This is a genomic window from uncultured Allobosea sp., from assembly GCF_945957345.1.
Taxonomy (GTDB): domain Bacteria; phylum Pseudomonadota; class Alphaproteobacteria; order Rhizobiales; family Beijerinckiaceae; genus Allobosea.
In genome coordinates, this window is sequence record NZ_CAMFKW010000039.1 from 21,932 (window position 1) to 46,214 (window position 24,283).

26 protein-coding genes are annotated in these 24,283 nt (G+C 66.4%); 14 read left to right on the plus strand and 12 right to left on the minus strand.

Annotated elements, in window-relative coordinates; genetic code table 11:
* Nucleotides 1-350 precede the first annotated feature (350 nt).
* The 3 genes from Q0Q36_RS18120 (at nt 351) to Q0Q36_RS18130 (ending at nt 3,155) form a co-directional block, all read left to right on the plus strand.
* Nucleotides 351-1,349 carry an ABC transporter substrate-binding protein gene (locus Q0Q36_RS18120; protein WP_293800045.1) on the plus strand — a complete coding sequence of 333 codons (999 nt, stop codon included), beginning with the start codon at nt 351-353 and terminating at the stop codon, nt 1,347-1,349.
* 95 nt (nt 1,350-1,444) lie between these two features.
* A complete protein-coding gene (locus Q0Q36_RS18125) occupies nt 1,445-2,269 on the plus strand; it encodes an ABC transporter ATP-binding protein (RefSeq protein WP_293800047.1) in 825 nt (274 codons plus the stop codon).
* 10 nt (nt 2,270-2,279) lie between these two features.
* Nucleotides 2,280-3,155, plus strand: coding sequence for an ABC transporter permease (locus Q0Q36_RS18130; RefSeq protein WP_293800049.1), 876 nt, complete (start codon nt 2,280-2,282; stop codon nt 3,153-3,155).
* A 100-nt stretch (nt 3,156-3,255) separates the two neighbouring features.
* On the opposite strand, the gene Q0Q36_RS18135 is transcribed toward Q0Q36_RS18130, so the two are convergent.
* From Q0Q36_RS18135 to Q0Q36_RS18175, 9 genes are all read right to left on the minus strand, one after another.
* Nucleotides 3,256-4,650, minus strand: a complete 1,395-nt coding sequence (locus Q0Q36_RS18135; protein WP_293800051.1) for a sensor histidine kinase — start codon at nt 4,648-4,650, stop codon at nt 3,256-3,258.
* Entirely contained in the window at nt 4,643-5,314 is a 672-nt protein-coding gene (locus Q0Q36_RS18140) for a response regulator (protein WP_293800053.1), read from the minus strand. Before Q0Q36_RS18140 ends, Q0Q36_RS18135 begins: the two co-directional genes overlap by 8 nt.
* Before the next feature lie 189 nt (nt 5,315-5,503).
* A complete protein-coding gene (locus tag Q0Q36_RS18145) occupies nt 5,504-6,523 on the minus strand; it encodes a Gfo/Idh/MocA family oxidoreductase (RefSeq protein ID WP_293800054.1) in 1,020 nt (339 codons plus the stop codon).
* A complete protein-coding gene (locus tag Q0Q36_RS18150; protein WP_293800056.1) occupies nt 6,523-7,425 on the minus strand; it encodes a sugar phosphate isomerase/epimerase in 903 nt (300 codons plus the stop codon). Before Q0Q36_RS18150 ends, Q0Q36_RS18145 begins: the two co-directional genes overlap by 1 nt.
* Nucleotides 7,422-8,258, minus strand: a complete 837-nt coding sequence (locus Q0Q36_RS18155) for a carbohydrate ABC transporter permease (protein ID WP_293800058.1) — start codon at nt 8,256-8,258, stop codon at nt 7,422-7,424. Before Q0Q36_RS18155 ends, Q0Q36_RS18150 begins: the two co-directional genes overlap by 4 nt.
* On the minus strand, nt 8,255-9,154 hold the full coding sequence (locus Q0Q36_RS18160) for a carbohydrate ABC transporter permease (protein ID WP_293800060.1): 900 nt from the start codon (nt 9,152-9,154) through the stop codon (nt 8,255-8,257). The genes Q0Q36_RS18155 and Q0Q36_RS18160 overlap by 4 nt, the downstream gene beginning before the upstream one ends.
* Before the next feature lie 66 nt (nt 9,155-9,220).
* On the minus strand, nt 9,221-10,441 hold the full coding sequence (locus tag Q0Q36_RS18165) for a sugar ABC transporter substrate-binding protein (protein WP_293800062.1): 1,221 nt from the start codon (nt 10,439-10,441) through the stop codon (nt 9,221-9,223).
* A gap of 23 nt (nt 10,442-10,464) precedes the next feature.
* Entirely contained in the window at nt 10,465-11,394 is a 930-nt protein-coding gene (locus tag Q0Q36_RS18170) for an alpha/beta hydrolase (protein WP_293800064.1), read from the minus strand.
* Nucleotides 11,391-12,035 (minus strand): GntR family transcriptional regulator, encoded by a 645-nt coding sequence (locus tag Q0Q36_RS18175; protein WP_293800066.1) that lies wholly within the window; start codon nt 12,033-12,035, stop codon nt 11,391-11,393. Before Q0Q36_RS18175 ends, Q0Q36_RS18170 begins: the two co-directional genes overlap by 4 nt.
* A gap of 90 nt (nt 12,036-12,125) precedes the next feature.
* Here Q0Q36_RS18175 and Q0Q36_RS18180 point away from each other — a divergent pair, with 90 nt between their 5' ends.
* Nucleotides 12,126-13,250 carry a mandelate racemase/muconate lactonizing enzyme family protein gene (locus tag Q0Q36_RS18180; RefSeq protein WP_293800068.1) on the plus strand — a complete coding sequence of 375 codons (1,125 nt, stop codon included), beginning with the start codon at nt 12,126-12,128 and terminating at the stop codon, nt 13,248-13,250.
* 22 nt (nt 13,251-13,272) lie between these two features.
* On the opposite strand, the gene Q0Q36_RS18185 is transcribed toward Q0Q36_RS18180, so the two are convergent.
* Nucleotides 13,273-13,482 carry a hypothetical protein gene (locus Q0Q36_RS18185; protein WP_293800070.1) on the minus strand — a complete coding sequence of 70 codons (210 nt, stop codon included), beginning with the start codon at nt 13,480-13,482 and terminating at the stop codon, nt 13,273-13,275.
* Nucleotides 13,483-13,982: 500 nt separating this feature from the next.
* Between Q0Q36_RS18185 and Q0Q36_RS18190 the strand changes: the two genes are divergently transcribed.
* Nucleotides 13,983-14,396 (plus strand): hypothetical protein, encoded by a 414-nt coding sequence (locus tag Q0Q36_RS18190; protein WP_293800072.1) that lies wholly within the window; start codon nt 13,983-13,985, stop codon nt 14,394-14,396.
* 6 nt (nt 14,397-14,402) lie between these two features.
* Here the strand turns inward: Q0Q36_RS18190 and Q0Q36_RS18195 are convergent, their stop codons facing one another.
* Nucleotides 14,403-14,684: a hypothetical protein gene (locus Q0Q36_RS18195; protein WP_293800074.1), complete on the minus strand. Its 282-nt coding sequence runs from the start codon at nt 14,682-14,684 to the stop codon at nt 14,403-14,405.
* A gap of 80 nt (nt 14,685-14,764) precedes the next feature.
* On the opposite strand from Q0Q36_RS18195, the gene Q0Q36_RS18200 reads away from it, so the two are divergent.
* Nucleotides 14,765-15,145 (plus strand): PsiF family protein, encoded by a 381-nt coding sequence (locus tag Q0Q36_RS18200; RefSeq protein ID WP_367187183.1) that lies wholly within the window; start codon nt 14,765-14,767, stop codon nt 15,143-15,145.
* Between the two features lie 77 nt (nt 15,146-15,222).
* Here the strand turns inward: Q0Q36_RS18200 and Q0Q36_RS18205 are convergent, their stop codons facing one another.
* Nucleotides 15,223-15,423 (minus strand): hypothetical protein, encoded by a 201-nt coding sequence (locus tag Q0Q36_RS18205; protein ID WP_055726713.1) that lies wholly within the window; start codon nt 15,421-15,423, stop codon nt 15,223-15,225.
* A 219-nt stretch (nt 15,424-15,642) separates the two neighbouring features.
* Between Q0Q36_RS18205 and Q0Q36_RS18210 the strand changes: the two genes are divergently transcribed.
* From Q0Q36_RS18210 to Q0Q36_RS18245, 8 genes are read left to right on the plus strand one after another with little or no spacing between them, the layout of a single operon-like run.
* On the plus strand, nt 15,643-16,710 hold the full coding sequence (locus Q0Q36_RS18210) for a LacI family DNA-binding transcriptional regulator (RefSeq protein WP_293800078.1): 1,068 nt from the start codon (nt 15,643-15,645) through the stop codon (nt 16,708-16,710).
* The gene (locus Q0Q36_RS18215) at nt 16,704-17,723 is read left to right on the plus strand and encodes an ABC transporter substrate-binding protein (RefSeq protein WP_293800080.1); all 1,020 of its coding nucleotides are present in this window, start codon (nt 16,704-16,706) and stop codon (nt 17,721-17,723) included. Before Q0Q36_RS18210 ends, Q0Q36_RS18215 begins: the two co-directional genes overlap by 7 nt.
* A gap of 46 nt (nt 17,724-17,769) precedes the next feature.
* A complete protein-coding gene (locus Q0Q36_RS18220) occupies nt 17,770-18,597 on the plus strand; it encodes an ABC transporter permease (RefSeq protein ID WP_293800081.1) in 828 nt (275 codons plus the stop codon).
* Nucleotides 18,594-19,373, plus strand: coding sequence for an ABC transporter permease (locus tag Q0Q36_RS18225; protein WP_265057862.1), 780 nt, complete (start codon nt 18,594-18,596; stop codon nt 19,371-19,373). Before Q0Q36_RS18220 ends, Q0Q36_RS18225 begins: the two co-directional genes overlap by 4 nt.
* On the plus strand, nt 19,366-20,388 hold the full coding sequence (locus Q0Q36_RS18230) for an ABC transporter ATP-binding protein (protein WP_293800084.1): 1,023 nt from the start codon (nt 19,366-19,368) through the stop codon (nt 20,386-20,388). The genes Q0Q36_RS18225 and Q0Q36_RS18230 overlap by 8 nt, the downstream gene beginning before the upstream one ends.
* Nucleotides 20,389-20,395: 7 nt before the next feature.
* On the plus strand, nt 20,396-21,322 hold the full coding sequence (locus Q0Q36_RS18235; protein WP_293800086.1) for a nucleoside hydrolase: 927 nt from the start codon (nt 20,396-20,398) through the stop codon (nt 21,320-21,322).
* Nucleotides 21,319-23,118 carry an adenine deaminase gene (locus tag Q0Q36_RS18240; protein ID WP_293800088.1) on the plus strand — a complete coding sequence of 600 codons (1,800 nt, stop codon included), beginning with the start codon at nt 21,319-21,321 and terminating at the stop codon, nt 23,116-23,118. Before Q0Q36_RS18235 ends, Q0Q36_RS18240 begins: the two co-directional genes overlap by 4 nt.
* A complete protein-coding gene (locus tag Q0Q36_RS18245) occupies nt 23,118-24,281 on the plus strand; it encodes a M20 aminoacylase family protein (RefSeq protein WP_293800090.1) in 1,164 nt (387 codons plus the stop codon). The genes Q0Q36_RS18240 and Q0Q36_RS18245 overlap by 1 nt, the downstream gene beginning before the upstream one ends.
* Nucleotides 24,282-24,283: the final 2 nt, after the last annotated feature.

Genomic DNA, 24,283 nt, shown 5'->3' on the forward strand with positions numbered 1-24,283 from the left:
GGCCATCTCACAGCAGGCTCTGCCTTCCAGCCTGAACGGGGATTGAATGAAACCTGTCGAAATCATGACCTGCCGGGGCTGAGCGTGTCCAGGGATGACGAGGGGGGAACAGGCAACTGTCGGCCTCGGGTTGACGAGGGCGTTGGAGAGCGGCTGGCAGCATTCTTGATTCACTGCTGCCACAGGCTTGCGAACCTTTGGGACGGCTCTTCATTTGGACGCGAGGGATGTGCGCGCAGCCAGATCGAAAGGTTGGCGAAAGCTTGGCGGGCTAGGGCAGGATCATTGCCGTCAAACCGCCCCAGAGAGCGGTACCCCGGCGAGAGGACGTGAAACCAAGGAGCCTGCCCATGCGCATCCGTGCCGCCATCTATTCGCTTGCCTTCGCCTCGGCGCTCGCCGGCTCGACCGCCGCGCTTGCCGCCGACAAGGTCACCATCATCGTCGGTGGCTACGAGAAGCAGATCTACCTGCCGGCCAAGCTCACCGAGCGGCTGGGCTACTTCAAGGACGAGGGGCTCGATGTCGAGCTGCTCAACGAGGCAGCCGGCGTCGACGCCGAGAACGAGATGCTCGCCGGCGCGGTGCAGGGCGTGGTCGGTTTCTATGACCACTGCGTCGACCTGCAAGCCAAGGGCAAGTTCGTCCAGTCGATCGTCCAGTTCAGCCAGGCGCCGGGCGAGGTCGAACTCGTCTCGAGCAAATATCCCGACGTGAAGTCGATGGCCGATCTCAAGGGCAAGAATCTCGGCGTGACCGGGCTCGGCTCCTCCACCAATTTCCTGAGCCAGTACCTGATGATGAAGTCGGGCGTGCAGCTCAGCGATTTCACCTCGGTGCCCGTCGGCGCCGGTGCCACCTTCATCGCCGCCATGCAGCAGGACAAGATCCAGGCCGGCATGACCACCGAGCCGACGATCTCGCGGCTGCTGAAGACCGGCGAGGCGCGGGTTCTCGTCGATATGCGGACGGTCGAGCAGACCAAGGCTGCGCTCGGCGGCACCTATCCGGCCGCCTCGCTCTACATGACCACCGCCTGGGTCGAGAAGAACAAGCCGACGGTGCAGAAGCTCGCGAACGCCTTCGTCAAGACGCTGAAATACATCAACACCCATAGCGCTGCGGAAATCGCCGAACAGATGCCGAAGGACTATTATGTCGGCGACAAGGACGGCTATGTGAAGGCGCTTGCCGACGGCAAGGCGATGTTCACCGCCGATGGCGTGATGCCGCAGGGCGGCCCCGAGACGGTGCTCGCCGTGCTCTCCGGCTTCTCGAAGAACATCAAGGGCAAGCAGATCGACCTGTCGAAGACCTACACGACCGAGTTCGTGAAGGCGGCGAAGTAAGCCGCGCCGAGGCGGCCGGTCAGCCCGGCCGCCTCTCTTCCTGCTTTTCATTGATCGTCCATCCGTCCCGCCGCCATCGCGGCGAAGGAGGTCCCATGCCTGCAACCGACGCGGCCGGCGGCCCGGTCGTCGAACTGATCAACGTCTCGCGCCGCTTCATCACGCCCGACGGCAAGTCGATGACGGCGATCCGGGACTTCAACATGAGCGTGGCGCGCGGCGAGTTCGTCGCCGTCGTCGGCCCGACGGGCTGCGGCAAGTCGACGACGCTCAACCTCGTCACCGGCCTGGCCCGACCGTCGAGCGGCGAGGTCCGGCTCTTCGGCCAGCCGGTCACCGATATCGACCCGCGCATCGGCTTCGCCTTCCAGACGGATGCGCTGTTCCCCTGGCGCAGCGTCATCGACAATGTCGTCGCCGGCCCGCTCTTCCGCGGCAAGCCGCGCGACGAGGCCTATGCCAAGGCGCGCGAATGGCTCGCCCGCGTGCATCTCAGCGGGCACGAAACCAAATATCCGCATCAGCTCTCGGGCGGTATGAGGAAGCGCGTCTCGCTGGCGCAGACCTTCATCAACGAGCCGCAGGTGCTGCTGATGGACGAGCCCTTCTCGGCGCTCGACGTGCAGACACGCGTGGTGATGCACGAGGTGCTGCTCAATCTCTGGTCGGAGGCCAAGGCCTCGGTGATCTTCGTGACGCACGATCTCGAAGAGGCGATCGCGCTGGCCGATAAGGTCTATGTGCTCACCGCGGGGCCGGCCACCGTGAGGGCGGTCTATCCCGTCGAGCTGCCGCGCCCGCGCGTTGTCAGCGAGATCCGCTACCAGGAAGACTTCATCGCGCTTTCCCGCCGCATCTGGGACGACCTGCGCGCCGAGGTCGAGCGCGGCAGCGGCCGCGACGAAGCCCGCGCAGCCTGAGGAGAACGCCATGACCGACGCAGTTCTCACCACCCCGACCGTCTTCGCGCCCGGCACGTCCGATGCCGAGATCGAGGCCGCCGCCGCCAAGGCCGCCCGCAACCGCCGCTACAAGGTGCTGTTCTGGCGCTGGGCCATCCTGATCGCCATCCTCGGCAGCTGGGAGCTTGGTTCTCGCTTCGGCATCATCGACGAATTCTTCTTCTCCAGTCCCAGCGCGATCTGGAACCGGCTCGTCGAATGGACGATCGAGGGAACCTCCGAAGGCTCGCTGTGGCTGCATCTCTATGTGACCATGGAAGAGGCCGTGCTCGGCTTCGCCATCGGGTCCATCACCGGCGTCGTCGTCGGTATAGCACTCGGCCGCAACCAGATGCTGGCGGACATCTTCTCGATCTACATCAAGGTGTTCAACTCGATCCCGCGCGTCGTGCTGGCACCGATCTTCATCATGATCTTCGGCCTCGGCATCGGCTCCAAGGTGGCGCTGGCTTTCATCATGGTGTTCTTCGTCGTCTTCGCGAACGCCTTCCAGGGCGTGCGCGAGGCTGACCGGAACCTGATGGCCAATGCGCAGATCCTCGGTGCGCGCGGCTGGCAGCTTACCCGCTCGGTGGTCATTCCGTCCGCGATGAGCTGGATCTTCGCCTCCCTGCATGTCAGCTTCGGCTTCGCGATCATCGGCGCCATCGTCGGCGAGTTCGTCGGCTCGCGCCACGGCATCGGCCTGCTGATCAACATCGCCAAGGGCACCTTCGACTCGGCCGGGATGTATGCGGCGATCGTGGTGATCATGATCGTGGCGCTGGCGGCCGAATACCTGATGACCTGGGTCGAAGGCCGGCTCGCGACCTGGCGCCCGGCACCGCTGCAGGACCAGCATTGAACCATTTTCGAGCGAAGTGGGAACCGGTTCGCGTAAAGAAAATGCGGCAAAACAAAAGATCGATCGCTACGTCTCGGAACGAGGCGTAGCGATCGCAGCCTCAGGCCGGCGGCGTCTCTCCAGTTGCTGCCGGTAACCTGACCTCGACGCGCAGCCCCGGCGGGGGCTGCGTTTCCATGAGCGCGATGGTCCCGTCATGGGCCGCGACGATCTCCTTCACGATCGCGAGCCCCAGCCCGGTGCCCTCGACGGTCGCCGGCGCGAGGCGATGGAAGCGCTCGAACACCCGGTTGCGATCCGCCTCCTGAATCCCCGGCCCGTTATCCTCGACGACGAGCAGGATGCCGCGGTCCGACGCGGTCAATCTCACGGCGACGCTGCCGCCCTCCGGGATATGGCGCAGGGCGTTCTCGACAAGATTGCTCATCAGCTCGCGCAGCAGGGTGACGTGGCCGTGGATCGGCACCGGCGCATCGGGAGCCTCGAAAGAGAGGTCGATCTCCCGGTCGAAGGCGATGACGCCGAGGCCTTCCAGCACGTCGCGGGCGATCACACCGAAATCCAGCGGTTCCTTCCGCAGGGCTGCGCCGCCCGGCTCCGCCCGCGCCAGCGTCAAGAGCTGGTTCACGAGCCGGCCCATATTGTCGATGCCGCCCTCGATAGCCGAAAGCGCCTCATGCCGCAGCCGGGGATCGTCGTCGCGCCGCGCCATGGCGATCTGCGTCTTCAGCACGGCCAATGGCGTGCGCAATTGGTGCGATGCGTCGGCGACGAAGCGCCTTTGCAGGAGGATATAGGCGCGGACCCGTTCGAGCGCGTGGTTGAGCGCATCGATGACCGGCCTGATCTCGCCCTGCACATGCTTGCGGTCCAATGCGGCCAAGGATTCGGGGTCGCGGTTGCGCAACTCGTCGCGCAGCCGGAGCAGGGGAGCAAGGCCGCGCCTCAAGCCCAGCAGGGCCAGCAACGCCGCGATGCCGACCAGCACGAGCTGGTCGCGCAGCGAGTTCTGCCAGATCTCGCCGACAAGCCGGTCGCGGCCATGGAGAGTCGTCGCGACGATGACGAGTGCGTTGCCACCCTCGACTTTCGAGATGACGGGCTGTGCCAGCGCGACCGCGCGCACGGGCTCCGTGCGGAACTGGCCCTCGTAATAGGCAGGCTCCAGCCCCTGCGGCGGCTTTGGCGGCTCGACCACGTCCGGAAAGCCGGCGATCAGCTCCCCGGACGGCGAGAGCACGCGGTAGATCACCTTCTCACGGTCGGGCGAGGCGAACATTTCCAGTGCTGAGGGCGGGATCAGCGACTCGATCCGCCCGTCGCTCTCCTTGACCTGCTCAGCGATGACGCGCGCCGAAGCGAGCAGGGTGCGGTCGGTGATCAGGTCGGCCGTCCGCGTGGCGTCGCGTCGCAAGGTCCAGCCGTTGAAGGCGACGACGGCGGCCAATGGCAGCAGCAGCCAAGCCAGAAGCTCGGCGCGCAGGCTTCTACTCACCTTTCGACCTCAGGGCATAGCCAAGGCCGCGCAAGGTCCCAATCGAGACCGCGCTACCGGCGAGCTTCTTGCGGACGCGATGGACATAGATCTCCAGGGCATTGTCGGTGGCGTCGTCGTCGAGGCCGAAGACCGTGTCGATCAGGCTCGCCTTCGGGACGATCCGCCCGCCGGCCAGGAGCAGGGCTTCGAGCACGCTGTATTCCCGTGCGGTGAGGTCGAGCGGAACATCGTCGAGCGTGAAGCGGCGCGCATCGGTCTCCAACGCGAGCGAACCGAAGCTGACGCGCGCGGTGCGGCTGTCCTGGCGTCTGCGCAATTGCGCCCGGATCCGCGCCTCCAGCTCGTCGGGCTCGAAGGGCTTGACGAGATAGTCGTCGGCGCCGGCATCGAGCCCCGCGACGCGGCTCGACACGGCGTCGTTGGCCGTGAGGATGATCACCGGCGTCAATCCGCGCCGCTGCCGGAAACGGCGCAGCAGCTCGAGCCCGGTCATGTCCGGCAGGCCGAGATCGAGGATGACCAGATCATAGCTCTGCGTCGCTAGAGCGGCATCGGCATCGAGCCCGTCATGGACGCAATCGACGACATAGCGGCTCTTCTGCAGCAGACGCGACAGCCAGTCTGCAAGCTCCCGATTATCCTCGACCAGCAGAATGCGCACGGGTCCGGCAAACTCTCGCGATGAGCGTCGGACCGATTGCCGCCGCCACACCGGAGGGAACGCGATTGACGCGGCGATGGCAAGGCGCCAGGCAACCGGCCGCGCCGCTTTCGGCGCCTTGGTCAGGCAATTCCGGCAGCATGGTTGCTGCGGAAAGTCGCTTGCCCCCGGATGTCGCCGCGGTCTGGACTACCCGCGCCGATCGGCTTCTGCCGACGCGATGGCCTGTTCGAGGAGTGCAAGCGCGCGTGCACCGGCAGCCGCATCGGGAAAGTCCAGCGTCTCGCCGCGGGCGGCGCGGACGAAATCGCCGAGAATCGCGTGATAGCCCTTGTGGTCCTCATTGGCGGCAACCGTGAAATTGGGTTCCCAGACCAGCGTGTCCTCTGCTTCAGCCAAGGTGGCGTCGGCGCGCGAGACTTTGAAGGGTGGCGCCCGGAAATAGCGGACCTCGTGCAGGTTGCGGACTTCGACGCGACGGTGGTCGCCCATCACCTGCCACCATTCCATCGGTGTGCCGCGCGACTGGTGCGTGCCCATGACGAGCGTGCCGATGCCGCCATTGCGGAAGCGGAAATCGACATGGAGGAGCAGCTTGCCAGGCTCGAGCTCGTGCCGGCGTGCACTGAGCGTCGCGACCTCGCCCATCAGGTGCGGGATCAGGTCGAAATAGTGCACGCAGTGATGCAGATAGAAGCCAGTATAGTCGACATCCCCCACAAAATAGGTCGGCGCCGTCATGTACTGGCCAAGGAAGCTCGCCGTTTCCCCGAACTCCGGCGCATGGATGACGTTGGCCGCGATGCGGTTGGCGGTGGAATAGCGCTTCATGAAACCGACCACGACCGGTACGCCACGGGCTTTCGCGGCATCGGCCAGTTCCTGCGCCTGCTGAGATGTCGCCGCCGGCGGTTTCTCGATGAACAGAGGTAATCCGCGAGCGATGGCCGCGAGGCCGACCTCGTGATGCTGCCGCGGGCCCATGGCGAGGCCGACCGCATCGATATCCGTGCGGGCGAGCAGCGCGCGCCACTCGCTCATCCGGTTCTCGGGCGCGACGCCATAGCGTCGTCCGGTCGAGGCGAGGCTCCCCGGCGAGATGTCGCAGATCGCCTGCAGGACGACGTCGTGCCGGGTGACCTGCGGCAGCAGCATCTCGTTCGCATGGGTGCCGCAACCGATCCAGCCTAAGCGGAGAGGGGATGTCATCACGCGATTCCCTTCGTCGTCGCGAGCCTGTCGGCGAAGGCGAGCGTCGCCTTGAGGTAGTCGATGCTGGCCTTGAGCTCGGCGTCCTCGTTCCGGGAGGGTGCGCGCCATTGCGCCAGCGTCACGCCTGCCGCCTCGTCGTCGCGGCGGAACGGCTCCAGCACGATCGGGCCCTGATAGCCGCAAGCTGCCAAGGCGCGCGCGATCGCCGGCCAGTCGATATGGCCCGAGCCGACGAAGCCGCGATTGTTCTCGTTCGCCTGGAAGTGCACGAGCTTCGATCCTGCCAGCCGGATCGAGGCAGCGAGGTCGAATTCCTCCATATTCATGTGGAAGGTATCGAGCATCACGCCGACGGCCGGTGAAGCGACGGCCTCGACATAGTCGAGCGCATGCCGGCAGGTATTGCACATGTCGGTCTCGAAGCGGTTCAGTGGCTCCACGCCGAGGACGACGCCCTTGTCGGCTGCGCGGCGCGCGGCCTGCGTCAGGCCACGCACGACCGCATCGACCCGCCGGCGGCGCTCGGCCGGCTCGACCGGATGTGGCGCACGGCCGGCAAAGACCAACGGCGCGCCATAGAGCGGTCCGCCGACGATGCCGGCGCCCAGCGCGGCGGCGATATCGATGCATTGCCCGAGATAGGCGATGCCGGCCTGATGCGCCGCCGGATCGGGGCTGGCGAGATCGCGGGTCAGGTTCACCCGTGCCGCCAGCACGATCGAAAGGCCGGCATCGGCCGCGGCGGCTTTCGTCTCGGCGAGATCGAGTTCGCCCGGCTCCGGCACCAGCAGTTCGACCACATCGGCCCCGGCCTGTTTCATGCGCTGGAAGGTCGGGAAATGCTCGCGCCCGAAGGGGCGCGCATAGAACATCGAGATCACCCCGATCGCGTTGGTCATGATTTGACTGCTCCTGCCGTCAGGCCGCCGACGAGGCGCTTCTGCACAAAAAGGAAAAGGATGGTGACGGGCAAAGCGATGATCGTGCCGCCCGCGGTGAGGATGCCCCACTGCACTGTGAATTCGCCGATGAACAATTGCAGGGCGACGGTCACCGGCCTGACCGTCTCGCCCGAGAGCATCATCGCGAACAGGTACTCGTTCCACGAGGTGATGAAGACATAGATCGCGGTGGTGACGATGCCGGGCATCACCAGCGGCAGCACCACCAGCCGGATCGTCTGCAGGCGCGACGCCCCGTCGATCGTGGCGGCCTCGTCGAGGTCTTTCGGGATTGCGTTGAAATAGCTGACCAACATCCAGATCGAGAACGGGATCGAGAAGGTCGAGTGGCCGATGATGACGCCCAGGAAGGTGTCGATCAGCCCGAGCGTCCGCATCAGCACAAAGAGCGGGATGATCAGCAGCACGATCGGGAACATGTTGATGACGAGGAAGCTCGTCATCAGCGTGCGCCGCCCGGTGAAGCGGAAACGCGAGAAGGAATAGGCCGCCGGCACGCTGGTCGCGAGCCCGAGCAGCACGGCGCCGCCGGCGATGATCAGGCTGTTCAGCAGGTTGACCGGGAAGCTCGTGCGCTGGATCAGCGTCCGATAGTGCTCGAAGGTCGTGCTGCTTGGCAGATAGCGCACCGGGAACTGGGAGAGGTCCGCATTCGGCTTGATCGAGGTCAGCAGCATCCAGACGAAGGGCGCGAGCGCGAAGGCGAGCACCAGCAGGACGGGGATTTCGACCTGGATCAGGTTGCGGGCGAAGGAGCGGCGCCGGATCATCGCTCCATCTCCTCGGCCTGCCGGCGGACATAGAGCCAGACGATGCCGAGCAGGATCGCGGTCAGCATCAGCGAGAGCGAGGCGGCATAGCCGAATTCCATGCCGGTATAGGCCCGCAGGAAGGCGTAGAGCGGCAGCGTATGCGTGGCGTAGCCCGGCCCGCCGCCGGTCATGACCAGGATGACGTCGAGCGAATTGGCGACCCAGATGATGCGCAGCAGCACCGCCGTGGCGACGATGCCGGCGATCGATGGCAGCGTGACATGGAGGAACTGCCGCCATGCATTTGCACCATCGATCTCGGCCGCCTCGTAGAGCTCGTGCGGCACCGTTTGCAAACCCGCCAGGATGGTGACGGTGAAGAACGGAAAACCCTGCCAGACCAGCGCCAGCATGATGCAGGCGAGCGCCGTGGAAGGCTGGGCGAGCCAGGGATGCGGCGCCGAGATCAGGCCGAGGCGCAGCAGGATGTCGTTGAACACGCCGAGATTGAAGTCGTAGATCCAGGTCCACATCAGGCCGATGATCACGCTGGGCAGCGCCCAGGGGATGATCACCAAAGCCCGCGCCAGGCCGCGCCACCAGAAACTCTGGTTGAGCAGCAGCGCCGCGCCGAGGCCGAGCAGGAGCTGGAATGACACGATCCCGCTGACCCAGATCGCCGAGTTCGCGAGCGCGATCCAGAAGACCTCGTCGGAGAGCGCGGTTGCGAAATTGCGCAGACCGACGAAGCGGAAATTGTCGGGGTCGTAGAGAACGTAGTCGTGCAGGCTGTACCAGGCCGTCTGCAGGACCGGAAACAGGATGACCAGCGTCGTCACCAGCAGTGCCGGCAGCAGGAAACCATATGGGGTCGCCGCGCGAAGCATCGCGCCGCTCGCCGTTGCCTTGTTCATGGCGTCGTCCCTTGGATCGGTGGCTGGCGCCGGGGCTGGCCCGGCGTCGTGCAATGCGATCCGGCCTCAGCCGTAGAAGGTCTGTTCGACCGCCCTCATGAGATCGTCCGGGTTCATCCCGCCCGTCAGCGCCCTCTGCAGGTTGGTGGGCAGGACGCGGCCGACGAAATCCGGCGTCTTCACATGGTCGGGGAGGGGTTTTGCGATCGGCAGCGAGGCGTCGCTCGCCTCGACGAAGCGCTTGGGATGCACGGTCCAGCTTTTCGCGTCCGAGATGGTGATCGGCAGCTGGCCGCTGAGCTTGGCCTGCTCGGCATTGTTCCCGGCGCTCGACAGGAAGCTGATCCAGCGGAAAGCCGCTTCCTTGTTCTTGCTGCCGGCGAAGATCGCGTTGGATTCGTCGCCGAAATAGGTCCAGCCGCCGCCATCCGGCCCTCGCGGCACCGGCACGGCGGAGACCTTGTCGCCGAGCGCGCCGACGACTTCGGCAACCGAGCCGATATGATGGATCGCCATGCCGGTCCGGCCGGCCTTGAAGGCGTCGACGATTTGGCGGAAGGCGTCGGTCGGCGCCGAGGGCGGCACGACTTTGTGTTTCAGGGCGAGGTCGACGAACCAGCGATTGGCGGCGAGCGCCTTATCCGTGACCATCCCGCCCTTGTCGAAGCTGGCGCCGCCGCCAAGCACGAACGGCCCCCAATTGTCGTGGCAGCCGGCGCCGCCGCGCATGCCGTAGCCGTAGATGCCGTCCTTCGTCAGCGCTTGGGCGGCCGTCAGGAATTCAGCGAAGCTTTTCGGCGGCTGGAGCCCGGCCTGCTGCAGCAGGTCCTGCCGGTAATAGAGATAGATCACCACATAGTGCAGCGGCATGTAGTACTGCTTGCCGTCGGGCGAGCGGTTGATCTTCCAGACATCGTCGGAAATGTCGCTGCGGCCCTTCCAGTTGGTGAGGAATCCGTCCAGCGGTTCCAGCGCCTTCATCTGTCCGAAGCGCGAGAGATAGGACAGGCGCACCATGGCACAGTCGGGCTGGTTGCCGGCGACCAGGGCCGAGAAGATGCGGTTGATATAGTCGGTGCCGCCGCCCCAGGGGATCGGCTCGCCCTGGATCTTGATGTCCGGGTTCTCCGCCTCGAATTTCGCGACGAGGCTGGCCGGCGTGTTCTGCGGATTGTCATAATGATACCACCAGCGCACGGTCGCCTTGCCCTGGGCGATGGCTGGCTTGGCGGCTTCGAAGGAGAGCGCGGCCGCCCCCGCGAGTTTCATGAAAGTCCTGCGTTCCATGGCGTTTCACTCCCCTGATGTTTTTATAGTCTTTCGGTGATGTAGGCCGCCGCGGCTTCGATCATGTCCTGGGCCGGGGCGAGCTTGCGGCTCATCCGCAGGCAGCCATGGACGACGCCGGGGACATGGTCGTAGCGGAAGGCGACGCCGGCCGCCGCGAGGCGGTCGGCCAGGCGCACGGTGTCGTCGGCCAGCGGGTCGAGCCCACCCACTGTCAGGTAAAGCGGCGGCAGCCCAGCGAGGTCGGCATTCAGCGGGGCGGCCAGCGCTGGAGGCGCATCGAAGTCAGGGCCGAGATAGTTGCGCCAGTACCAGCGCATGTTCGCCGTGGTCAGGATGTAGCCTTCGCCGAACCGCGCATGGCTGACGGTGTCGAAATCGGGCGCATAGCAGCCATAGAACAGAGCTGCCGTGGCGGGGAGAGCAAGCCCGGCATCACGGCGCCGGATCATGGCCGCGAGCGCAAGCGTGGCGCCCGCGGAGTCTCCGGCAAGTGCCCAGCGCCCCGCATCGACATCGGGACCGAGTTCGCCTCGCAGGGCAAAGTCTATGGCGCCGAGCGCATCCTCCAGCGGGATCGGATAGGGATGCTCCGGCGCGAGGCGATAGTCGAAGCCGAAGACGGCGCAGCCGGCCGCCGCCGCGAGGGTCCGCATCGTGCCGTCATGGGTATCGACCGAGCCGAAGGTCCAGCCGCCGCCATGGACGTAGACCATGACGGGCAGGGCGGTTCCGGGCTTCGGATGATAGAGCCGCCCGCGCAGGGAAGCGTCGTCGACCCGCACCGCGATCTCGCGGGCCGGCAGATCGGGCGCGCCTTCGTTCCAGGCGATGGAGCCGGCGTCGGCGGTGGCGCGGGCCTCCGCGATCGGCAAGGTCTTGAAATCGACGCCCGGCGCCGCCGCGAAAGCGGCGAGAATCCGGGCCATTTGCGGATGGACGAAGGCGCTCATGCCGCCGCCTCGGCGCCGCCTTCGATGACGATCGTGTCGATATGGGACCCGAGCGCCGCGGCCAGCCCGCTGCCGTCACCAGCCGCGAGGCGCTCGTAGAGAATGTCATGGCGCCGCGCCGTCTCGATCAGCGGGCGACGATGCTCCGGTGCCCAGAGCTTGTAGCGGTTCGAGTGCATGATACAGCGCGCCAGGATCTGCCCAAGGGCGTCGAGCCCGGAAAGCCGGAACAAGGCGAGGTGAAAATCCTTGTCGGCCTCGATGACGCGATACTCGTCACCCTCTGCGGCGGCTTCGAGCATGGACGCGAGGATGCCGCGCAGGTCATCGAGCGCCGGACCATCGGCATGCAGCGCCGCCTTCAGCGCGCCGCGCGTCTCGATGCGGCGGCGCAGGGCGAGCATCTCGTCGGCCTCCTCGGCCGTCAGCCGCGTCACGATCGTCCGCCGCCCCGAGCGGACGACGAGGCCGTCTTCCTGCAGGCGCAGCAGCGCCTCGCGGATCGGCCCCTGACTGCAGCCGATCTCATGGGCGAGGCCGAGCTCGGTCAGGACCGTCTCGGGCGTCAGCTCGTTCAGGATGATCCGCCGCTTGACGATGCCGTAGACCAGATCGGAAGGGCGGCTGAGCTTCGGGATCAAGGCAGGCGCCTCGCTGGACAAGGTCGGTCGATGTGAATATCGATATCATTATTGATAATGATGTCAATTCGGGGTGCTGGGAGGAAGCCGATGCGTCACAGGATCCGGAAGATCGACGTCCATCTCGTCTCGGCGCCTGTCCTCGGAGGCTTCGCCGACGCGACGCGCAAGGTCGAGACGATCGGCTTCGTGATCGTCCGCATCACGACGGATCAGGGGCTGGAAGGCATCGGCGTCACCTATCACGAGGTCGGCGGCGAGGCGACCTGCGAGCTGATAAACCGCAACATGACGCCCAGGCTGATCGGCCGCGACCCGCTCGAAACCGAGGCGATCTGGCAGGAGTTCTTCCACTACCTGCGCGGCGTCGGCCGCAAGGGCCTGATGTATTGTGCGCTCAGCGCCGTCGACATCGCGCTCTGGGACCTGAAGGGCAAGATCGTCGACCTGCCCGTCTACAAGCTCCTCGGCGGTAACCGGACCAAGGTGCCGGTCTATGCCAGCGGCGGCTGGACCTCCTATTCGGATGACCAGCTTGTCGACGAGATCAAGGGCATGGTCGCGCGCGGTTTCACGACGGTGAAGTTCAAGGTCGGCTTCGACGGCGGACGCAACCCGCGCCGCGATGCGGAGCGCGTCCGCAAGGTCCGCGAGGCGGTCGGGCCCGACATCAACCTGATGGTCGACGCGAACAATTCCTTCGACGCGGCGACGGCGGTGCAGCTCGCGAACCGCATCCGCGAATACGACATCTTCCTGTTCGAGGAGCCGGTTTTTGCGGACGATATCCCGGGCCTCGCGCGCTTCAAGCGCGGCACCGACATCCCGCTGGCGACGGGCGAGCACGAATACACCAAGTTCGGCGTTCGGGACCTGCTCATGCACGAGGCCGCCGACATCGTGCAGGTCGATGGTGCGCGAGCCGGCGGCTATACCGAGATGCTGAAATGCGCAGCGCTCACCCAGGCCTGGAACGTCAAGTTCGCGCCCCATGCCATGGAGAACCTCCATCTCCATCTGGTCGCGGCGGTGCCGAACGCGCTCTTCCTCGAGCGCCTGCTGATGTTCGAGGATATTACGGCACAGGTCTTCGACCATGCACCGCTGCCGATCGACGGCTACATGCACGTGCCGGACCTGCCGGGCCTCGGCCTCAAACTCAACATGGATTTCATCCGGGAACAGGACGAAACCGCGCCGGCAAGCCATGGCTGAGGCCTATCCCTCAAGCGAGGCGCTAAGAGGGTGAGCCGAAGCGGCGCAGAATGCGCTCGCACAGCAGCGCAAAGCCGGCGCCGATCATCGCGCCGATCACCTTGACGATGGCATCGTGCGGTCTGCCGTGGCGGGTCGCTTCCAGGGTCTGCAACCATTCGAGCCCGAGCGCGATCGCGATGATGGCGCCCAGCACGACGAGGCGCCGTTGCGGATAGGCGAGCATCAGCAAGGCAGTGGCCGCCAAATACGCCAGGAAGCGCTCGCCATCGGGCCTGAAGCCGGGGACATGCGGTCGCAGTTCAAGAGGGGACAGGGTTGCGAAGATGATCGCCGCGACAGCAGCCCAACCCAGGACCAGAGCCGCATGGCGAAGTTTATCGAGGGATAGGCCCAAGGCGGATGCCCGATGGTCGACGCAGCTGCGAGATATGGCTGCGCATCGACGGGGCGTCGCCATATCGCGGGAAGATAGACCGCGCCGCCCTGGCCGAGAATAGCCATTCGGCATTGCTCTCTCATCGGAAGCATCAAATCATGAAGCTTCCGACACGGATTGCATGTGCTGCGATCGTCGGGCAGGTCTTCGACAAGCATCCCATGCGTAAGTTTTGCAGCATTCATGCGCCGGATACCGCATGAAATCGCGATTTCACCGCTTCAGTTCCTCAGCTGGCAATTGGCACGCAAGATGCTCGATCCCGGTCGAAACAACTTCGGACGGCGATTGAAATGGACGGAATCCTGGCTGGCCTCCCAGAGTGGAAGGAGCGTTTCTTCGCCGTCGAACCTGCTCGGGGAGGCGCGCGGCGTCGGCGCCGCACGCGGATTGCATTGCTGCTTGTTCTGGCTGCGCAGTCGGTCTCGCAGGCTGCGCGGGCGGCCGACTGGCGCTATTGCTATGCCGGTTCCGATGCCGATCGGCGCTTCTATGTCTCGCAGCCATTCGCCGCCTCGAAGCCGATGGAAACCATCGAGCGGCAGTGGCTGACGTGGCTGGGTCGCCAGGGGATCAGGTTCGAAACGACGGGATGCCCGCGGGGGCGCGACCGTGCCACGATCGAAGATTCGGTGAGGTCGGCGGCCCGCTACAACCAGGGCCTCGGCAGGCGAACGCTCGACCAGGACTGGACCCCGGAGTCTTGAGCGAAGTCAGGCGCCTTTTCCGCTGGATGACTGCGTGGCGGCGGTGATGGCCGCGATCAGCCGTTGACGGTTGTCGAGCATGAAGGACGTGAACGTGTCCTGTCCGACGACCGCTTTCAGCATGCCAGGCAGAAGGGCGTAGAGCTTGAGCGCGAGGCTGCTCATCGCGGCATCGTCATTGATGAGGCTGGAGGCCTTCTCCCCCAGGAAATCCGTCAGGAGATGCTGGTTCTGAGCCGCCAGCGTGACGATCTCGGCTTCGACTTTGTCTTTGACGGCTTCGAACATGAGGCACCTCGGTCGGTCTCATTCGGAAGCTAGCGCATTCATCAGCCCGTTGGCCATGAGAATGAGCGAGCAGCGCCTGATTGCCGCCGTTATTCGTTCAGGAATCATTCAATCGGGCGGGCGTGAACTCCGCTCATCCGACAGCCGGCCCGGCGACTGCCTGGAACCGATCCCCCGGGTTAATGACGGACGATGACATGAACCTCTCGCGTTATCTGCTGCCGATCGCCGCGCTCGCTATGATGACGGGCTATGCCGCCGCGCAAACGCCGGCCCCTTCTGCCCCGGCCACAAAGCCGGCCGTGACGGCTCCCGCGCCGATGGCTCCCGCTGGCAAGAAGGCGACGACGTCTTCGGCTGAAAGGACCGCCAAGTCCAAAGCCTGCTCCGATCAGGCAGATCAGAAGGGGCTTCATGGCAAGGCCCGCAAGAAGTTCCGCGACGAGTGCAAGAAGGCCTGATCGAGGCCGCACGCTGGGTCGGATCAGGACGATCCGGCCCAGCGTCGAAAGCTAAGGAGCGGTTCTCGCCTGCCGGCTCAGGCCGCTTCGGCGACGACCAGCCCCTGCTCGACCAGGATCGTGCGCGGACACAGGCAGCCGGCCTCGTTCGGGGCCGGACCCCAGGCTCCCTGCCACTCGAGATGGCCCTGCTTCCAGGCCTCGACAATGGCCCGCCACTGCTTCCGTAGGTCGGAGGATTTGCGGCGGCGAACCGATCCGCTGTTCCGCTTCGCCATGTCAGTCTCTCAATTCTGCTGCGACGCACCAATGATTGTGCGACGCAGCATGATATGGGGGCGATCGGGCCGCCAGCTACCCTCGTTTCGGCAGGGCCAGCATGCACGCAGATGCATGGCAAGCGCGCTGTCTGTCCCCAGGCGCAGTTCTCAAGGCTTGACTCCCGCGTGTCGTGTTGCTTAATCGTTTAATCAACTCGCGCAGCGCGTGCTCACCCGATGTCGGCCCCGAAACAGACTGCCAATCTCGGCGACGTCGCTCAGGTTCTGGGCGTTTCCGTCGCGACGGTGTCGAATGCGCTGTCCGGCAAGGGTCGTGTTTCGGCGGAGCTGATCCCACGCATTCGCGAGACAGCCGAGCGTCTCGGCTATGTCCCAAGTCCAGCGGCGCGGGCGTTGCGCACCGGGCGCAGCAGCGTGTTGGGGCTCGTTCTGCCCGATCTCGCCAGCCCGCTCTTTCCGCAGATCGCGCAGGCCATCGAATTCGCCGCCAACAAGGCCGGCTACGGCGTCCTGATCGCCGATTCCCGCGGCGACGTCGCGCAGCAGACATCCGCCATCAACCGTCTCGTCGCGCGCGATGTCGACGGTCTCGTCGTGGTGCCCAGGCGCGGTACCCGCGTCGCCGATATGGGTTGCCCGGTCGCGGTCATCGACAGTCCTTCGACGCCGGGCAACACGGTCTCCGCCGACCATTGGCAGGGCGGAGAGCTCGTCGGGGCGCATCTGGCCGGGCTCGGCCATCGCAGGGTCGTGCTGATCGGCAGCAGCCCGGCCTCCAACGTTCAGAACGACCGGATCGGCGGCATGCGCGCCGGACTGGGCGCGGGCGCCGAAAGCGCGGTCCTGTGGATCGAGCAGCATGAGGAGCGGCACGGGCCGGGGGCGCCGCTCGGATTGGGCGACTGGGCCGCACGCGGCTTCACCGGCTTCGCAGCCGTGTCGGACGTCCATGCCTTGCGCGTCATGACCGAACTCAGCCGGGCGGGTTTGCGCATCCCCGAGGCCGTGAGCGTCACCGGATTCGACGACCTGCCCTGGTCGTCCGCGATCATTCCGCCGCTGACCACCGTGCGCACGGACCTGCCGCTGCTGGCCGAGATCGCCGTCGCTTCGCTGGTGCGGGTCATCGACGGCAAGGCGAAGACGGAAACCGGCATCGTCTCCTCGATCGATGTCTCGCGCGTTCCCATGTCGCTGATCCCCAGGGAAACCAGCGCGGCGGTCGCGAACCCACCCCCAACAGCCGGGCAACAGAGCCCAGTGACCGGAGCAGGACCATGTTGAAGACAGCCGCTGCCCTATCCGCGCTCGTGCTCCTCGCCGGAGCCGCCCAGGCCCAGGAAAAGACCTTGACCATCTCGGTCTATGCCTTCGCGCAGGACGAGTACAAGGAGATGCTCTACGCGCCCTTCGAGCAGAAATGCGGCTGCAAGCTGGTGATCGAGACCGGCAACAGCATCGAGCGTCTCGCCAAGATGGAGGCCAACAAGGCCAATCCCGTCATCGACATGGCGGTGATGTCGATGGCCGATGCATTGCAGGCCTCGCGCGCCGGCCTCGTCGACAAGGTCGATACCGCGAAGCTTGCGAATTTCGACAAGCTTTACGATCTCGCCAAGGACCCGAACGCCGACGGCATGAGCGTCGGCTACACCTTCTACGCCACCTCGATTGCCTATCGCACCGACAAGATGAAGATCGAGTCCTGGGCCGATCTCCTCAAGCCGGAGATCGCCTCGCATGTCGCCTTCCCTAACGTTACGACCAATCAGGGGCCGCCGGCGCTCTACATGCTCGAGCGGGCGCTGGGCAAGGACAGCCCCGATCTCAACGAGGCGATCGCGGCCGTCGGCGCGAAGAAGGACGATATCGTGACCTTCTACGTGAAGTCCTCGCAGCTCGTGCAGTTGATGCAGCAGGACGAGATCTGGGCGGCGCCGATCGGGCGCTTCTCCTGGGCGCCCTTCACCAAGCTCGGCCTGCCGATCGGCTGGGCGACGCCGAAGGAAGGCCAGACTGGCGGCATGAACGTCATGGTCGTCGCCAAGGGCTCGAAGAAGCGCGACCTCGCGCTGCAGTTCATGGATTACTGGCTGTCGACCGAGGTGCAGGCGAAACTGGCAGAGAAGCTCGTCGACAGCCCGGCGAACAAGGAGGTCAAGGTCTCCCCCGAGGTGGCCGCGAACATCACCTATGGCGCCGAGACCGCCGCATCGCTCAAGCTCATCCCCTCAGCGGTTGCGCTCGATCAGCGCGACGCCTGGCTGAAGCAGTGGAACAGCAAGGTCGGCCAGTAAGCCGAGCGGGAGGCGCGCCGGTAACGGCGCGCGGGAAGGACAACCGATGTTCCAAAACAGGAACGAGGCCTTGCTGCTGGCGCTGCCGGCGGCGGTGTTCGCAGCCGTCATCTTCCTGGTGCCGGTCGCCATCCTGCTGTCGGAGAGCTTCCGCTCGCCGGCAGGCTGGAGCCTCGCGCCCTACTGGGCTTTCTTCTCCGAGCCGCTCAACCAGACGGTGTTCTGGCGCACGCTGAAACTCGGCCTCCAGGTCACGGCGGTCTCGGCCGTGATCGGCTATGCCGCCGCCTTCGCCATCGTCTCGCTGCCGGCCGGTTCGAAGGGGCGGATGATCGGCCTCGTCATGTTGCCGCTGATGATCTCGCCCGTGGCGCGCACCTATGCCTGGATCGTGATCCTCGGCCGCACCGGCATAGTCAACCAGGCGCTGCATGGCCTCGGGCTCACCGACGCGCCCATCCGCATCCTGTTCAGCGAGACGGCGATCTTCATCGGCCTGCTCCAGCTCTTCCTGCCGCTGATGATCATCTCGCTGATCTCGGCGCTGGAGAACCTGCCCCGGGACGTGGTGCCGGCCGCGCGCGTCCTCGGCGCGAACTGGCTGCAGATCTTCTGGAAGGTCGTCCTGCCGCTGACGCGGGAAGGGCTTGTGATCGGCGGCACGCTCGTCTTCACCGGCTCGCTCACCGCCTATATCACCCCGGCGATCCTCGGCGGCTCGAAGGTGCTGATGCTGGAGACGCTGCTCTACCAGCGCGTCACCGTGGCCAATGACTTCGTCTCGGCCGGCGTGATCGCGCTGATCCTCGTCGTCATGAGCTTCGCCACCAACCTGCTGCTGAAACGCATCGCGACTGTGAGGACCCGTACATGAGCTTGCGGTTTCCGGCGGCGCTGGTCCTGTCGCTCGTCATCCTCTTCCTGATCGGGCCGTTCCTGATCATCGTCGCCGCCTCCTTCTCCGCCGGCGACACGCTCGCCTTTCCGCCGCAGGGCTTCTCGCTGAAATGGATCGCCAAGGTCTTCACGGTCGAGAGCTTCCGCCAGAGCTTCGTCACCTCGATGATCCTGGCGATCGGCGGCACGCTGGTGGCGCTGGCGCTCGGCGTGCCCGCCGCCTACGCCATGTCGCGCTACCGCCTGCCCTTCGCCGAGACGGTGCGCACGATCGTCTCGGCGCCGGTGATCGTGCCGGGCATCATCGTCGGCCTCGCGCTGCTGCGTTATGTCGTCGTGCCCATGGGCATGCCGATCACGCTGGCGCTCTTCCTCGCCCATACGGCGCTCGTGCTGCCCTATGCGGTCCGGGTCGTCTCGGCGAGCCTTGCCAATCTCCGTTCCGATATCGAGGAAGCGGCCATCCTGCTTGGCTCCTCGCGGCTCGGCGCCTTCTTCGACATCGTGCTGCCCAATATCCGCGGCGGCATCCTTGCGGCCTTCATCCTGGGCTTCGTGACGAGCTTCAACCAAGTGCCGGTCTCGCTCTTCCTCTCGGGGCCGGGCGTGCGGACCCTGCCGGTCGACATGCTCGGCTATATGGAGATCGTCTTCGATCCCTCGGTCGCGGCGCTCTCCTCCCTGCTCGCCTTCCTGTCCATGGGCATCGTGCTCGCCGCCGAACGCTTCCTCGGATTTTCCCGCTATGTCTGATCAGAGTTATCTCGCCCTCGACGGGTTGACACTGGGCTACGGCGATACGGTCGCGGTCGAAAAGCTCGACCTCACCATCGGCAAGGGCGAGCTCGTCGCGCTGCTCGGCCCCTCCGGCTGCGGCAAGACCACGACGATGCGCGCCATCGCCGGCCTGCTAGCGCCGAGTGCCGGCACGATCCGGCTCGACGGTGCCGACATCACGCGTGTCGCTGCCAACCGCCGGCAGGTCGGACTGGTCTTCCAATCCTATGCGCTGTTCCCGCATCTGACGGTCTTCGACAATGTCGGCTTCGGGCTCCGGCTCAAGGGGCTGAAGGGCGCGGCCCTGCGCGACAAGGTCGAGGCCGGCCTGACCTCGGTCGGCCTTGCCGCCTATGCCGGGCGCAAGCCCCCGGAGCTTTCGGGCGGGCAGCAGCAGCGCGTTGCGCTGGCGCGCTCGATGGTGATGGAACCCAAGGTTCTGCTCCTCGATGAGCCCTTGTCCAATCTCGATGCGAGGCTGCGTCTGGATATGCGCACCGAACTCCAGCGCGTGCAGGCGCAGACCGGCGTGACCATGATCTTCGTCACGCATGATCAGGCGGAGGCGCTGTCGCTGGCCGATCGAATCGTCGTCATGCGCGGCGGCCGGATCGAGCAGATCGGGACGCCGGAAGAGATCTACAACCGCCCCGTCTCCCGCTTCGTTGCGGATTTCGTCGGCTTCGAGAACATCTTCTCGATCCGCGACGGCAGGCTCTGGCTGGGCGATGCGGCCGTTCCGCTGTCGGCTTCATTGCCGGCCGCAGCCGGCCTCGCCTTCAGGCCGCGGACAGTGGCGCTCGGGGCCGGGCCTCTGAGCGGGGTCGTCCGCGGCGTCTCCTTTGCCGGCAGCACGCGCGAATATGTGCTGGATACGTCCTTCGGCACGATTCGGGCCGATGCCGATGCCAGCCTCCCGGTACATCCGCCGGGTACCACGGTCGCTTTCGACCTGCCAATCGGGCAGGCCGCTTGCCTCAAGGCGGATTGAGGCGGCGATGGGCGTCTGGATCGACACCGATATGGGTTTCGACGATCTCGCCGCGATCCTGCTGGTCAGGCATGGCGGGCTCGCCATCGACGGGGTGTCCCTGACCTTCGGCAACACGCCGATCGAGCGGGTCCGCGCCAATGCGGCGGCGGCGGCGGCCGTCTTCGATTTCGGTTTCCCGATCGTCTCCGGCCGCGAACGGCCGCTGCTCGGGCCGCTCGAGACCGCCGCGGCCATTCTTGGCGAAACCGGAATGCCGACGGCCGGGCGCTCGCTGCCGGAAAAGGCGCCGGCCCCGATGGGCGATGCCTTCACCGCCCTGTGCGAGTGGCTTGCGAAGGGCGAGGAGGCCAAGCGCATCTTGGCGCTGGGGCCGCTCGGCAATATCGCGGCGCTGGCGGCCGCCCGGCCGGATCTTGCCGCCCGCATCGACGAACTCGTCTGGATGGGCGGCGGCGTGACGCGTGGCAACCACACAGCCTCGGCAGAGTTCAACGCCTTCGCCGATCCGGAGGCACTCGCCGTCGTCCTGTCGCACGGCCTGCCGCTGACGATGGTCGATCTCGATTTCTGTCGGCAGATCCTCGCTTCGCCGGCGGATATCGCGCCGATCCGGCAGGCAGGCGGCCGCAATGCCGCGCTGCTCGCCGACCTCACCGCCGGCTTCATCGGCATCGCGCCCGCGCGCGGGCGCCCGGCCATGTCGCTCTACGATGCCTGCGCGGCTGCGATCTTCCTGCGGCCGGATCTCGCGCGCTTCGAGCGGGCGAATATCACGGTCGAGCTCGCGGGAACGGTGACCAGGGGCCGGACGGTGGTCGAGACGCGCGCGTCGCATGCCGTCTTCAATGCGTCCTATGCGGCCGGCGGCGACAGCGACGCCATCCGCATGATGATCCTCGCTGCGCTGCGTGAAGAGGCGGCCAAGCCGTGACCGGAACACCTGCCGAACCCCTCGATCTCGCCGATCCCGCGCTGCGCCTGCGGGCCGTCGCGGCGGCGCGTGGCGATGCGCCCTTCGATCGCCTCGTCAGCGGTGGCACCCTGCTCGACATGGTGACGGGCGAGCGGCGCGAGGCCGATATCGGCCTCGTCGGACCATTGATCGCCTCGGTCCACGCGCGCGGGGCGCGCAGCGACGCGCTAGAGATCGTCGATGCGGCGGGCGGCTATGTCGTTCCGGGCCTGATCGACACGCATATGCATGTCGAAAGCTCGATGGTGACGCCGGCGACCTATGCCGACGCCGTGCTCGCGCGCGGCGTGACCACGGTCGTCTGGGATCCCCATGAATTCGGCAATGTCCATGGGCTTGAGGGGGTCGATTACGCCATCGCCGCGACGCGCGGCCTGCCGCTGCGTTTCGCTGTGCTCGCGCCCTCCTGCGTGCCGTCGGCGCCAGGTCTGGAGGCGGCCGGCGCCGATTTCGGCCCTGAGGCGGTCTCCGCGATCCTCGCCCGCCCCGAGATCGGCGGCGTCGCCGAGGTCATGAACATGCGCGACGTCATCGCCGGCGAAGCGCGCATGAGCGGCATCGTCCAGGCCGGCCTCGCGGCGGGCAAGCCTGTCTGCGGCCATGCCCGCAGCCTCGCGGGCGCCGATCTCATGGCCTTCATGGCGGCCGGCGTGACCTCCGACCACGAACTCGTCTCCGGCGCGGACCTGATGGAGAAGCTGCGGGCCGGGCTGACCATCGAGTTGCGCGGCTCGCACGACCATCTGCTGCACGAATTCGTCGCTGCCCTGAACGATCTCGGCCGCTTGCCGCAGACGGTGACGCTCTGCACCGACGACGTCTTTCCGGACGATTTGCTGAAGGCCGGCGGGCTCGACGATGTCGTACGCCGGCTCGTCCGTTACGGGCTCGATCCCGTCTGGGCCTTGCAGGCCGCCACGCTCAATGCCGCGCGCCGGCTCGGCCGGGAGGATCTCGGTCTCGTCGCCGCGGGGCGGCGCGCCGATCTCGTCGTGTTCGACGACCTCACCGACTTCCGCGCACGCCATGTGCTCACGAACGGCCGCAGCGTCGCCCGCGACGGCAGCGTGATCGAGCCTGCCCGCCCGACGCCTCCGGGGGCGTTTGGCGCCTCGATGAAGATCGGCGCGCTTGCTCCTGCCGATTTCGGCGTGCGCTCGCAAGGCAGCCGCGTGCGCGTCGCGACGATCGACCGGCCGCGCTTCACGCGCTGGGGCGAGGCCGAGACGGCTGTCAGCGACGGCATTGTCGTGCCACCGGAAGGCGCGACGCTCATCGCGGTCGCCCATCGGCACGGCCTCGCCGACAGCAGGCCGCGCATCGGGTATCTCCGGGAATGGGGGAGCTGGAGGGGCGCCTTCGCCACCACGGTCGCCCATGACAGTCACAACCTTACGGTCTTCGGCGGCAATGCCGAAGACCTGGCTCTGGCCGCCAATGCGGTGATCGCGGCCGGCGGCGGCATGGCGGTCGCAATGGGCGGGCGCGTCACCGCCCTGTTGCCGCTCCCGGTCTCCGGTCTGGTCTCGGATGCGCCGTTGGCCGCCGTCTCGGATGGCTTTGCCGCAATCCGGCAAGCCATGGACGCGGTCGTGGACTGGCAGCCGCCCTATCTCGTGTTCAAGGCCTGTTTTGGCGCGACGCTTGCCTGCAATGCTGGCCCGCATCAGACCGATCGCGGCATTGCCGATGTGGCAACCGGAAGCGTGCTCGCCACGCCTGTGCTGGAAATCCTCGCGCCGGAGCTGTCGTGATGGACGCCATCGAGAGCGATCTGCCCTTCCTGACGGCGCTCCGCCATGACCTTCACGCCCATCCCGAGCTGGGCTTCGAGGAGGAGCGCACGAGCCGCATTGTCGCCGGCATCCTGGAAGAGGCCGGCATCGTCGTTCACCGCGGGCTCGGCGGCACGGGCATCGTCGGCACGCTCACGGTCGGAAACGGCACCCGCTCCATCGGCCTGCGCGCCGACATGGACGCACTCGCCATGCCCGAACTGGCCGAGCGTCCCTATAAGTCGAAGGTCCCCGGCAAGATGCACGCCTGCGGCCATGACGGTCATACCGTTCTGCTGCTCGGCGCCGCGCGGGCTCTGGCCAAGAGCCGCAATTTCAGCGGTACGGTGCATTTCATCTTCCAGCCGGCTGAGGAGGGGCGCGGCGGCGCCCGCCGCATGGTCGAGGACGGGCTGTTCCGGCTCTTCCCCTGCGATGCCGTCTACGGCCTGCACAACATGCCCGGACTCGATCCCGACGAGATCGCCGTTGTCGAAGGCCCGCAGCTTGCTTCCTCCGACAGCTGGCGGCTGACCTTGCGCGGTATCGGAACCCATGGCGCCAAGCCCCATCTCGGGCGCGATGCGGTGACCGCCGCCGGCTCCTTCATCGCCGGCCTGCAGACGATCGTCGGGCGCGTCGTCGACCCGCTCCAGCCGGCCGTCGTCAGCGCCTGCTCGGTCCAGGCGGGCGATCCGCGCGCGCTCAACGTCATCCCCGATACGGTCGATATCGGCGGCACGGCCCGCGCCTATTCCGCCGAGGTGCGCGATCAACTCGAAGCCGAGATCGGACGCCTGGCGCGGGGCGCCGCCGCCATGTTCGGCGTCACGGCGGATTACCGTTTCGAGCGGCGCATCCCGCCTGTCGTCAATCATCCCGATGCGACGGTCCGGGCGCTCGGCGCCGCGCGTGACGTCTTCGGTGACAAGGTGCGGCAGAGCTTTCCGCCTTCGACCGCTGGCGATGATTTCGCCTTCTTCGCCGCCGAGGCGCCGGGTTGCTATGTCTGGCTCGGCAATGGGCCGGCACAGGACGGCGCCCTGCATCACAATTCGGCCTACGACTTCAGCGATGCCGCGATCGGGCCGGGCGCCCGGTTCTGGGCGCGGCTCGTCGAGCGCGAACTGGCGGCGGAATAGGC